Here is a 12,054-nt window from a genome sequence, read left to right on the forward strand (position 1 = left end):
GAACGGGCCGGTCGTTAGCCTCAATACCTGGAGTCCGCAATGCCGTGTGAAGAACTGGATATCGTCTGGAACAATATTAAAGCCGAAGCCCGTCAACTTGCGGACTGTGAGCCGATGCTGGCCAGTTTTTACCACGCCACGCTACTCAAGCATGAGAATCTGGGCAGTGCGCTCAGTTATATGCTGGCGAATAAACTGGCTTCGTCCATCATGCCCGCGATAGCTATACGTGAGGTGGTGGAGGAAGCTTACGCGGCAGACCCGGAAATGATCGCCTCGGCGGCCTGCGATATTCAGGCGGTGCGCACTCGTGACCCGGCGGTCGATAAATACTCAACCCCGCTTTTGTACCTGAAGGGTTTTCATGCTCTGCAGGCGTACCGTATTGGCCACTGGCTGTGGAATGAAGGTCGCCGGGCGCTGGCGATTTTCCTGCAAAATCAGGTTTCAGTGACTTTCCAGGTCGATATTCACCCGGCGGCAAAAATTGGCCGTGGGATTATGCTCGATCACGCCACCGGTATTGTGGTGGGTGAAACGGCGGTCATTGAAAACGATGTTTCCATCCTGCAATCCGTTACGCTGGGCGGGACCGGTAAATCGGGCGGCGACCGCCATCCGAAAATTCGTGAAGGCGTAATGATTGGCGCGGGGGCGAAAATCCTCGGTAATATTGAAGTCGGGCGTGGCGCGAAGATCGGCGCAGGTTCCGTCGTATTACAGCCTGTTCCGCCGCACACCACCGCTGCAGGCGTTCCGGCACGTATTGTCGGTAAACCTGACAGCGATAAGCCGTCCATGGATATGGATCAGCACTTCAATGGGATACACCATACGTTTGAGTTCGGCGACGGCATCTAACTTTCGGACTATCTTACTTGTCATCTTGAACCGGGGCTGTGCTCGCCATCCTCACGTACTGCGTGTACGCTCCGGTGGCTGCACGCAGTCCGTGTCCAATCAGACTGCGCCGATAACGCCCGAAAAATAAATGGCAAATGCGTTCACAGGTCGGATAAGGCGTCAGCCGCCATCCGACAAAAATCAACTACGCAATACCGCCCCTGGATACCCCAACTGGCGCCACGCTTCATACACCACCACCGACACTGCATTTGACAGGTTCATACTGCGGCTGTCCGGCATCATTGGAATGCGAATTTTTTGTTCAGCGGGCAAGGCATCAAGAATGCTGGCGGGCAGACCTCGTGTTTCCGGACCAAACATCAAATAGTCGCCATCCTGATAGCTGGCTGCGCTGTGTGCCGGTGTACCTTTGGTGGTCAGTGCAAACAGACGCTGGGGATTTTCCGCCGCCACAAAAGCGTCGTAATCGTGGTGGCGTTTTACCGCGGCGAACTCATGATAATCCAGTCCTGCGCGGCGCAAGCGCTTGTCGTCCCAGGTGAACCCCATCGGTTCAATAATATGCAGACGAAAGCCAGTGTTGGCGCAAAGACGAATGATGTTGCCCGTATTTGGCGGGATTTCTGGTTCGAATAGAACGATGTTTAGCATACTGCCCCCTTGAGTGCGGGGGGCAGAATAGCAGAAATCACCGGTACTATGCGACGGTCAGGCGTTGTAGCTTGTAGCGTTGCAGTTTATAAAGCGTGGCGGCAGCGGCCACGAGCGCCGGCAGGCTGAGAAACATCAGGATACTGTCGGCCTGCCATTGCAGAGAGAGCAATTGCGCGCTGGTCATGGTTCCGGCCACGCCGCCAAAGCGTCCGACGCCCTGCATCCATGCGATTCCCGTTGCGCGGCAGTGGGTAGGATAGAACGTTGCCGCCAGCGTCTGTAGGCCGGATTGCGCGCCGTTCATGGTGATCCCCATCAGGAAGATCAGCGCGCCAAACAGGATGATGTGGTTGTTTTCAAACCCGAGCGCAAGGGCGAACAGCATGGTCAGGATAAAACCGGTGGTGACCACTTTGTGCGCTTCCCAGCGGTCCATCATCCAGCCTGCCAACAGGATCCCTGCCGTACCGCCGAAGGTGAACAGCGAGGTGAGCCACGCCGATTCCGCGAGAGGGTAACCCATTCCCAGCATCAGCGTCGGCATCCAGCTCAGTAACACGTAGTAGATAACCAGCCCCATAAAGTAGGTCGTCCAGAGCATCAGCGTGCCGGGTAGCCAGGGCATGCTGAACAGTTGCGCCACGCTGCCCTTTTTGTCTGCAGTGCGTTCTTCATCCAGATAAAACTGGGTGACCTGCTCAAGATTGCCCGTGATGAAACGCTGGGCGACACGTCTGATTTGCGCGATGTCTTTACCCCGATGAACCAGATATTTGACCGACTCCGGCAGGAATAGCACCAGTAATACGGTTAAGACCAGCGGGGCGATTGCACCCGCCAGCAGCACGCTGTGCCAGCCGTAGTTGGGGATAAGCCAGGAAGAGATTGCCCCGCCCCCTGCAGCGCCAAGAGGAAAACCGCAGTACATCGCGTTAATCGTCATCGAACGGCAACGCTTTGGCGCAAATTCCGACACTAACGTAATTGCGTTGGGCATTGCGGCACCCAGTCCGAGCCCGGTGAGGAACCGCCAGAGCGTCAGCATATTCAGCGATTGCGCATACGCGGTGCCCAGACTGGCAAGGCCAAAAAACAGGCAGGAAAAAACCAGCACGCGTTTACGCCCAATGCGATCTGACATCGGCCCGGCGACCAGCGCCCCGAGTGACAGCCCCAGCAGCGCAGCGCTTAATACGGGCCCGAGATCCTGCTTCTGAATCCCCCAGTCGGCAGAGAGCGTGGGAGCAATATAACCCATCGCCGCCGTATCGAATCCGTCGATGGCCAGAACCAGAAATCCCAATACGATAATCACCCAGTGAAAGCGCGAAAAAGGAGTGTCATCTATCGCCTGCTGGATATTCACTTTACCGGAATACACCATGTAACCCTCGCCCGTTGTGATGTTGGATGTGTGTGTGAATTGCTCTTGTATTTGCTTGTATATACATTTGCGATCGCACAAAAAATTGTCAAATTAATTTGGTGTAAATGTTAACTAATCGTTATTTTTGAATTAAAAATGGCCGGACTGAAAATCAGACCGGCCATTCGGGAACAGAGGATGTTAAGCGGGGGCTGAGTTACGCGGCGTCACCACGGGTCAGTGACGTCAGCGCGGCAGGCAGGCTTTTTCCGAGCTCCTGCACCAGAGAATCACGGCTGATTTCGCTAATCGTTTTTGCACCGGTCAGCGTCATTGCCACTTTCATCTCTTTTTCGATCAGATTCAGTAAGTTGGCCACGCCCGCTTGTCCTGCCGTGGCCAGCGCGTAAAGATAAGCACGTCCCAGCAGCACGGTATCAGCACCCAGCGCGACCATGCGTACGACGTCCAGACCGTTACGAATACCGCTGTCGGCCAGAATGGCGATATCACCCTTCACCGCATCGGCGATGGCGGGCAGGGCGCGCGCGGAGGAGAGCACGCCATCAAGCTGACGACCGCCGTGGTTAGACACTACAATGCCATCGGCGCCGAAGCGCACTGCGTCGCGGGCATCTTCCGGATCGAGGATCCCTTTGATCACCATCGGGCCGTCCCAGAACTCACGGATCCACTCGAGGTCTTTCCAGGAGATAGAGGGATCGAAGTTGTTCGCCAGCCAGCCAATGTAATCTTCCAGTCCGGTCGGTTTTCCCAGATAGGTGGAAATATTGCCTAAATCGTGCGGGCGACCATTCAGGCCGACATCCCACGCCCATTGCGGATGGGTTACCGCCTGCCAGTAGCGGCGCAGTGCGGCATTCGGGCCGCTCATGCCTGAATGAGCGTCACGGTAGCGCGCCCCCGGTGTCGGCATATCGACGGTAAAGACGAGGGTTGAGCAGCCTGCTGCCTTCGCGCGTTCCAGCGCGTTGCGCATAAAGCCACGGTCGCGCAGCACGTAAAGCTGAAACCACATCGGGCGTTTGATGGTCGGCGCCACTTCTTCTATCGGGCAGACGGAAACAGTGGAAAGCGTAAACGGAATGCCGTGGGCATCAGCGGCGGCGGCGGCCTGCACTTCGCCGCGACGGGCGTACATACCACACAACCCAACCGGGGCCAAGGCAACCGGCATCGACAGCTTTTCATTAAACAGTGTGGTTTCCAGGCTTAAGTCAGACATGTTTTTCAGGACTCGCTGGCGAAGTGCCACCTCAGACAAATCTTCCACGTTGCGGCGCAGGGTGTGTTCCGCGTAGGCGCCGCCGTCAATATAGTGGAACAAGAAAGGGGGCAGAATGCGCTGGGCTGCGGCGCGATAATCGCTGGCTGCTGAAATAATCATGCTTTGTTCTCCCTGGAAATATCATTATGGTCTCCGGGCAGGCGGGTGATTCGCGCCTGGCGGGCCTGGTCTTCATCAAATCGTTTAATCGTGGTGTGGACAAAACCTAAGTGGGCCATCATCGCCTGGCGTGCGCCTTCCGCGTCGCCTGCCATAATGGCGTCGAGAATGGCCTGATGCTGCTCTGTCAGACGAGCAAACACTGGCGGAACCAGATACATACGCTGGCGGCTCTGTTTCACCGAAGAGTGCAGTACGTCGAAGAAACCTCGCATGGTCTGCAGCAGCACCACGTTGTGTGAGGCTTCGGCAATGGCGAGATGAAAGCGAACATCCGCCTGTGAGGCGATATCCGGGTCTTCACTCAGCGTGGCTTCAAAGCAGAGCTTAATTTTTTCTTTATCGATCTCAGTGGCGCGCATCGCGGCGTGCCAGGCGGTACTGGCCTCGATCGCATGGCGGGCTTCCAGGATATCAAAACTGTAATCCGGGTCATCTGCCATCAGGGTCTTCAGCGGCTGAACGATATTTTGTTCGGACCAGGATTCATGCTGCCAGCGGACAAATGTCCCGCCGCCGCGACGGCTAAGCAGCACGCCCTCGCTCACCAGTTTTGCCAGCGCCTCGCGCAAGGAATTGCGCGACACGCCAAGCTGTACGGCCAGCTGGCGCTCAGCGGGTAATTTCATGCCCGCTTCCAGCTGTTGTTCTTCAATCAGCGCCCGCACACGAGAAGCAACCTCGTCTGACAGGCGTCTGGGCATCACAATCATGGAATCATCCAGGTCAGGACATAGGCCTGAAGCGTGGTGATCACGCCCACCATACAGGTGAAAATCAGGCTGTGTTTAACGGTAAAACGGAACAGATCCGACTCTTTGCCGACCAGCCCGACCGCCGCACAGGCGATGGCGATGGACTGCGGCGAGATCATCTTGCCGGTAACGCCACCGGTGGTATTGGCGGCCACCATCAGCACATCAGAGACACCGATTTGCTGAGCGGCAGTCGCCTGTAGAGCGGCAAACAACGCGTTCGAAGAGGTATCTGACCCGGTCAGGAATACACCCAGCCAACCAAGGAACGGTGAGAAGAAGGTAAAAGCGCTGCCCGTGTGCGCCAGTGCCAATGCCAGCGTCGAGGAAAGACCGGAATAGTTAGAGATAAAGGCGAACGCCAGTACCATCCCGATGGAGTAAATCGGCAGCGCCAGATCTTTCAGGGTACTGCCGAAAGTCTGGATGGCGGCAGACGGCTTCATTTTCAGCCAGACAACTGACAGCAATGCGGCAAACAGAATGGCGGTACCGGTGGCCGAGAACCAGTCGAACTTGTAGACCGCAGCGTAGGCGGTGGCTTCGTGTACCACCGGCGGCATACGGGCGACCAGTTTGTCGAGATACGGAACCGGAATGTTAACCACCCAGTGGTACATTGCGCCGCCCGGCGCAAACAGCGCTTTAAACGGTGGGATACTCCAGAGCGTCACGGTTGCCGTCAGGAACAGGAACGGAGACCAGGCGCGAACCACTTGCCCCGCGGTGTAGTTTGTACGGGCCAGGGTCTGATCGACCTGTGACGCGCCCATATCGCCAAAGCGGAAGATGCGTACCGGCTGCCAGCGTTTCAGGAACAGGGTCAGACACACCAGAGAAACCAGTGACGAGATGATGTCAGGCAGCTCCGGTCCAATAAAGTTAGAACTCAGATATTGGGCGATGGCAAACGAACCGCCAGCCACCATTACTGCAGGCCAGGTTTCCTTCACGCCGCGCCAGCCGTCCATTATCGCCATGATCCAGAACAGCACGATAATGGTCAGGAACGGCAGTTGGCGGCCCACCATCTGGCCAATTTCAAAGCTGTCCAGCCCGGTGACCTGACCGGCAACCAGAATAGGGATACCCATCGCGCCAAACGCCACAGGCGCGGTGTTCACAATCAGGCACAGTCCCGCTGCGTACAGCGGATTAAAACCCAGGCCGACAAGCAGCGCGGCGGTAATCGCTACCGGAGCGCCAAAACCTGCCGCCCCCTCAAGGAATGCGCCGAAGCAGAACCCGACAATCAGCATCTGCAAACGCTGGTCAGGGGAGATCGACAGTATCGATGATCGGATGATGTCGAACTGGCCTGTTTTCACCGAGATTTTATAGACGAATACCGCGGCAATAATTATCCAGGCAATTGGCCACAGCCCGTAGAAGAAGCCGTATACCACGGAGGCCAGCGCATGATCGACAGGCATTTTGTAGAACAGCAGCGCCACGGTAAGCGCAATAACCACCGTCCACGAGGCGGCAACATAGCCTTTCAGCTTGAGCTTAATCAGCGCGAAGAAAAAGAACAGAATGGGGAGCGATGCTACCAGACTGGAAAGCCAGATATTCCCGGCCGGATCGTAGTTTTGCTGCCAGAGATTCATTGCAGGTCTCCTGAGGGCCACGCACACAATGCAATGAGTCTGTGCTCATCTCTAAGTCACATTCTGTGTAAAAGTGGTCCTGCCAATATTGTTGTGTAGGGATAATGACAATGAATGGTTAACTAAATGTTATTTATTGGCAACGATAGTGTAATGAAATTTTGGGGAAGTGTGAACCACTGAGCGGATTAAGCGGGAATTGGTAGGGCCAATCGGAGGGGCCGGGTAAGCATGGCGGCTACCCGGCAGCAGATCAGAATTCGGTCTTCGCGAAACCGGTCATCTCTTGCAGGTCCATTTCGCGACCTAACGCTGTCATCGGGTGTACTACCACCAGACCACGGACGCTTTTCTTCAGCTTGCCCATGTCAGCTTGTTCTTTTTTGGTAATCGCACGACGAAACGGCAGGTTCATCAATTTCTGCGCTTCTTTACTCAGCTTTTGGCTGTGAACGTCGCGCAGACGCGCAATTTCAGCTTCCAGGGTTGCTTTTTCTTGTTCCAGTTCGGCGTACTTCTCGGCACCCTCGACCAGGGAGAGATCGGCCTGCTGGTGGCGGATGGCATCCAGGCGATCGCTGAGGCGTTTAATTTCGTTTTTTTCGACTTCTTTCATGGGATAGCTTCTGATAGAAATAGGATGAATATCCCATAGTATGCGCGCAGAGCGGTATTATTCACAACTAATGGGATAAAAATAATCAAATACTGCGAGTATTATGATGCTAACTAATTTTCATAGTGGACTGATTAAATAAGAATTTTATAGAAAAAGGGGAGGATGTGAAGATTAATTTATCGGTTTACGATTAAGCACGTTTTCCTCAATGTCATCATTCATCTGATCCTAAACTGCAATAGGCAACCGCGTCCGTGAAACGCGGAGAATTCATGGAGGGTTAATCATGGGAAAAATCGGTGAGAATGCATCAGCTCTTATTGATAAGACTGTAGATTTTATGGCTTCCAGTCAGGCTTTCCGGGAGTATCTGAATAAAACGCCGCCGCGTAATGTTGTCCCTGCTGAGGTGCCGCAAGAGAATGTGCAGATGTATCTGCAGCGGCTGGAATATTATCGACAGATATACAAGCCAAAGCGGGAAGAAAATCAGTAGGTCTGCGCCGGGTTATTTCTGAAATGCTTTTTTTAAGCTGATTTTGGAAATCAGCTCGGTCAGAGAAAGCACCATGGTTGAGCGTACTGCTTGTTGGTAGCGCTGAATTTGCATGGCATACAAACTCGGGTCAGAGGTGTCGAAATGCGGCGGCGGCGGAAGCGCCATCACGCAGTGTAGCTCGCCAAATGGGCCGAGGATTTCGTCATCCGTAAATGCGTACTCATTGCCGTCGTGATTCAGCTCTTCACGCAGCGCCATCAATAGCTCTGCATCTTCATATTCCGGACGGCTGAGAACACCTAAGCCATAGATGAGCTTCAGACGCACAGAAAGATCGCCCAGCGGTCCGTCACCGTCGAGCAACGGTTCTACAGCATATTTCACCGCGTAATCGTCTTTGCGGAATACCTGAAGCACCAGAATATTCACCGCCTCGGTGAGTAGCTCCACGGCGGTGATCAGGAAACTCCGTACGGTCTTGCCAGCATTCAGACGTTCAAGCACACGGTTTTCAAAGGCCTGGGTTTGTTCCATTATTGGCTGCATATCTGACAATCTATTATTCAGGCACAGGATGCCCTGCGCCTGGTACGGCATCATAATTACTTTGCGTTATACGCGTTAACCGCCTCGGCAACGACATCGCTATTAGCATCCAGTCCGGAAACCTGTGCCAGCGCCGCCTGCGGGCCTTTCTCTTCAATCAGTGCAGCCAGTTCCTGAGCCTGTGGGTCTTCGTCGCTGCGATAGTGCATCGCGCCGGCAATCCCTTTGACCAGATTGGCGTGCGGCAGCGCATATTCCAGCGTCCCGAGCAGCGGTTTAATCAGACGGTCGCCCGCGCTCAGTTTACGCAGCGGCTGACGTCCCACACGCTCAACGTCATCTTTCAGATACGGGTTTTCAAAGCGACCAAGGATTTTCTGGATGTATGCAGCGTGTTTATCCGCATCAAAGCCGTAGCGTTTGATCAGCACCGCGCCGCTCTCTTCCATCGCGCCTTTTACCACCGCACGGATTTTCTCATCGAGAATCGCGTCACGGATGGTCTGATGACCTGCCAATTTTCCGAGGTACGCGGTTATAGCATGCCCGGTGTTCAGCGTGAAGAGTTTACGTTCGACAAATGCCATCAGGTTATCAGTTAATTCCATACCTGGGATGTTCGGCAGTTCGCCTTTGAACTGGGTCTTGTCGACAATCCATTCGCTGAAGGTTTCTACGGTCACTTCCAGCGGATCGTTAGTGGCCGAAGCCGAAGGCGGAACAATACGGTCTACGGCGGAATCCACAAAGCCCACATGCTGCTCAACCCAGGCTTTATCTTCCTCTGGCAGCGCATTCATCACATGGCCTTTCAGTTGGGTGGTGCCACGCACCATGTTTTCGCAGGCGATGATGTTCAGCGGGGTTTCGATGCCCTGCGCTTTGCGTTTCACCAGACCTTTGGCGACCGCCGGTGCAATACGCTCCAGCACCACCGGCCCAACCGCAGTGGTCACAATATCGACGTGCGCGATCAGATCAATGACCTCGTCACCAATGCTGCTTACGGCATTCACGTTGGAAACGGTTTCGACCTGCTCATTTTCACCCACAACATGAACCTGATAGCTATGACGGGCATTCAGGGCGTCGAGCACCACCTGATTTACATCCGCGAAAGTCAGTTGTATCCCCGCGTCGGCCAGCAGTTTGCCGATAAAGCCACGACCGATATTACCTGCGCCAAAATGTAATGCTTTCATAGTGTTAACCTTCATTAATGTTTTTACCCGAGAGGGCTGGGGTGAGGGACAGCAAAACGCTCCCCCTCACCCTAACCCTCTCCCGTAACGGGAGAGAGTAGGACGTAGGCCCGATTAGCGTTAGCGTCATCGGGCTACGCGACTTACTTACGACCTGCCAGCAGTTCCAGGACTTCATCCACGCTGGTGGTGTGCGCCAGACGTTCGATCACGGATTCATCATCCAGTGCGTTGGTCAGGCTGGTAATCACCTGGATGTGCTCGTTGTTGCGCGCAGCGATACCAATGACCAGACGGGCAATGTCGTCTTCTTCTTCGCCAAAGCGAACGCCTTCCGGGTACTGGCAGAACACTACTCCCGTTTTCAGCACGCGGTCTTTGGCTTCAACGGTACCGTGTGGAACTGCGATAGACTCGCCCAGATAGGTCGGGGTCAGCTTTTCGCGTTCCAGCATCGCAGCAACGTATTCCGGCTCTACATAGCCGCCTTTCACCAGTTGCTCACCGGCAAAGAGAATCGCTTCTTCTTTCGTCGCCGCTTTGCGACCCAGGAAGATGTTTTCCGCACTCAGCTTGAACAGGTTGTTGTCGCCTTCGTCAAAGCTGTCTTTCAGATGATCGCGAACTTTCTCTTCGTTGACGTTGTGGCGCTGTGCCGCAACCAGACGCTCGGTCAGGCTGGAGTACAGACCGCTGTCCAGGAAGTTAGTCAGCGAAATATGCTGCGCCTGAGGCACCTGGCGCATCGCACGCTCGGTCAGATCGCGGTGGGTGATCACCAGGTCCACATCCGGCGGCAGGCTGTTGATTGCGCTGTTGGTGACAGAGATGTGGCTCAGCCCTGCATCCTGCACTTTTTTACGCAGCACACCTGCGCCCATCGCACTGGAACCCATACCGGCATCGCAGGCAACGATGATTTTACGCACGTGGCTCAGGTCGTTGGTGACATCACCTGCGGTCAGCGCAGAGGCACCTTTAGACTCAGCTTTCATGTCGTGCATACGGCGGGTTGCCGCGTCGATATCGTCCTCTTCCTCTTTCACTTTGCTGGTTTTCAGCAGAATGGCAGAGACAACGAAGGAGACCGCCATCGCCGCACAGATTGCTGCGATGTTCGCGAAGTAGGCGCCTTTTGGCGTCATCGCCAGTACCGCCAGAATGGAACCCGGAGAGGCCGGTGAAACCAGACCGCCGTTGAGAATGGTCAGCGTGAACACACCCGTCATACCGCCAAGGATAACGGCGAGGATCAAGCGTGGGTTCATCAGCACATACGGGAAGTAAATTTCGTGAATACCACCCAGGAAGTGGATGATTGCCGCACCGCCAGCTGACTGCTTAGCGCTGCCGCGACCGAAGAACATGTACGCCAGCAGAACGCCCATCCCCGGACCTGGGTTCGCTTCAATCAGGAAGAAGATGGATTTGCCCATCTCATGGGACTGTTGAATGCCCAGAGGTGAGAAGATACCGTGGTTGATGGCGTTGTTGAGGAACAGGATTTTCGCCGGTTCAACGAAGATGGAGGCCAGCGGCAGCATGTCGTGGACAACCATGAAGTTAACGCCAGCAGCCAGAATTTTGGACAGTGCTTCAACCAGCGGACCAATGCCGAGGAACGCCAGAATGGCGAGGATCATACCGATGATGCCAGCGGAGAAGTTATTCACCAGCATCTCAAAACCGGACTTGATCTTACCGTCCACCCAGCCATCGAAATGTTTGATTGCCCAGCCACCCAACGGACCTGCGATCATCGCGCCGAGGAACATTGGCATATCCGCACCAACGATAACACCCATGGTGGTGATTGCACCCACCACACCACCGCGATCGCCACCGACCAGACGGCCGCCGGTGAAACCTATCAGCAACGGCAACAGGTAGGTGATCATCGGTCCAACAAGCTTCGCCAGCGTTTCGTTCGGCAACCACCCTGTTGGAATGAATAATGCGGTGATAATACCCCACGCGATAAACGCGCCGATATTTGGCATCACCATGTTGCTGAGGAATCGACCAAAGCTTTGCACTTTGATCTTAATATCGGATGACATAAAAACACCCCTTCTTATGTTGCTGTCGCGCAGGCTGGAAGCCCGAGGATTATTGTTAATGTGGCGGCAGAGGTAGCCGGACCCTGGAGATACTGCGAAATCTGGCACCGAATCGCTCAACTGTCCAGTCGATGGCCTGTTGTGTGATTTTTGTCACATAAATATAGGGGGTAGGTCGGCATTTGATGTGATATTGGTCACAATAAAGCGGTGTGAAAAAACAACAAAATGACCGAAGCGGCAAAAAATGGCAATTAAATGTGATGGTGGTCACCATTTCATTTCGATGGTTTGTTGAATTTTTGTGATGTAAATCACAAGATATTTTTGCCGCGACGGTGAGTGGATGTGATCCATCGCAGGTTCTACCATCCTCTTTAACCGCCCTGAAATTGAGCAACCTCTCAC

11 protein-coding genes are annotated in these 12,054 nt (G+C 54.5%); 2 read left to right on the forward strand and 9 right to left on the reverse strand.

Translation table 11 applies throughout. The features are described from left to right. Positions 1 to 39 precede the first annotated feature (39 nt). Positions 40 to 861: a serine O-acetyltransferase gene (gene cysE, locus P2W74_RS00525; RefSeq protein ID WP_276293488.1), complete on the forward strand. Its 822-nt coding sequence runs from the start codon at positions 40 to 42 to the stop codon at positions 859 to 861. 183 nt (positions 862 to 1,044) lie between these two features. Here cysE and trmL read toward each other — a convergent pair whose 3' ends face one another. The 6 genes from trmL to P2W74_RS00555 form a co-directional block, all read right to left on the reverse strand. Continuing rightward, positions 1,045 to 1,518: a tRNA (uridine(34)/cytosine(34)/5-carboxymethylaminomethyluridine(34)-2'-O)-methyltransferase TrmL gene (gene trmL, locus P2W74_RS00530; protein ID WP_276293489.1), complete on the reverse strand. Its 474-nt coding sequence runs from the start codon at positions 1,516 to 1,518 to the stop codon at positions 1,045 to 1,047. Positions 1,519 to 1,564: 46 nt separating this feature from the next. Next, entirely contained in the window at positions 1,565 to 2,905 is a 1,341-nt protein-coding gene (locus P2W74_RS00535; protein WP_276293490.1) for an MFS transporter, read from the reverse strand. 199 nt (positions 2,906 to 3,104) lie between these two features. Then, entirely contained in the window at positions 3,105 to 4,295 is a 1,191-nt protein-coding gene (gene lldD, locus P2W74_RS00540) for an FMN-dependent L-lactate dehydrogenase LldD (RefSeq protein WP_203359594.1), read from the reverse strand. Beyond that, on the reverse strand, positions 4,292 to 5,068 hold the full coding sequence (gene lldR, locus P2W74_RS00545; protein WP_276293491.1) for a transcriptional regulator LldR: 777 nt from the start codon (positions 5,066 to 5,068) through the stop codon (positions 4,292 to 4,294). The genes lldD and lldR overlap by 4 nt, the downstream gene beginning before the upstream one ends. After that, positions 5,065 to 6,720, reverse strand: coding sequence for an L-lactate permease (gene lldP / locus P2W74_RS00550; protein ID WP_203359595.1), 1,656 nt, complete (start codon positions 6,718 to 6,720; stop codon positions 5,065 to 5,067). Before lldP ends, lldR begins: the two co-directional genes overlap by 4 nt. A gap of 253 nt (positions 6,721 to 6,973) precedes the next feature. Beyond that, complete coding sequence (locus P2W74_RS00555; protein ID WP_276293492.1) at positions 6,974 to 7,336, reverse strand: YibL family ribosome-associated protein; 363 nt, start codon at positions 7,334 to 7,336, stop codon at positions 6,974 to 6,976. A gap of 289 nt (positions 7,337 to 7,625) precedes the next feature. Here P2W74_RS00555 and P2W74_RS00560 point away from each other — a divergent pair, with 289 nt between their 5' ends. Further along, the gene (locus P2W74_RS00560) at positions 7,626 to 7,835 is read left to right on the forward strand and encodes a hypothetical protein (protein ID WP_276293493.1); all 210 of its coding nucleotides are present in this window, start codon (positions 7,626 to 7,628) and stop codon (positions 7,833 to 7,835) included. A 12-nt stretch (positions 7,836 to 7,847) separates the two neighbouring features. Here the strand turns inward: P2W74_RS00560 and mtlR are convergent, their stop codons facing one another. The 3 genes from mtlR to mtlA all read right to left on the reverse strand — a co-directional run bounded on the left by mtlR (position 7,848) and on the right by mtlA (position 11,646). Next, positions 7,848 to 8,435 (reverse strand): mannitol operon repressor MtlR, encoded by a 588-nt coding sequence (mtlR, locus tag P2W74_RS00565; RefSeq protein WP_276295273.1) that lies wholly within the window; start codon positions 8,433 to 8,435, stop codon positions 7,848 to 7,850. A gap of 5 nt (positions 8,436 to 8,440) precedes the next feature. Further along, entirely contained in the window at positions 8,441 to 9,586 is a 1,146-nt protein-coding gene (gene mtlD / locus P2W74_RS00570) for a mannitol-1-phosphate 5-dehydrogenase (protein WP_276293494.1), read from the reverse strand. 143 nt (positions 9,587 to 9,729) lie between these two features. Then, a complete protein-coding gene (gene mtlA / locus P2W74_RS00575; RefSeq protein ID WP_276293495.1) occupies positions 9,730 to 11,646 on the reverse strand; it encodes a PTS mannitol transporter subunit IICBA in 1,917 nt (638 codons plus the stop codon). Positions 11,647 to 12,054: the final 408 nt, after the last annotated feature.

The organism is Citrobacter enshiensis (assembly GCF_029338175.1).
In the GTDB taxonomy this organism is placed as follows: domain Bacteria; phylum Pseudomonadota; class Gammaproteobacteria; order Enterobacterales; family Enterobacteriaceae; genus Citrobacter_D; species Citrobacter_D enshiensis.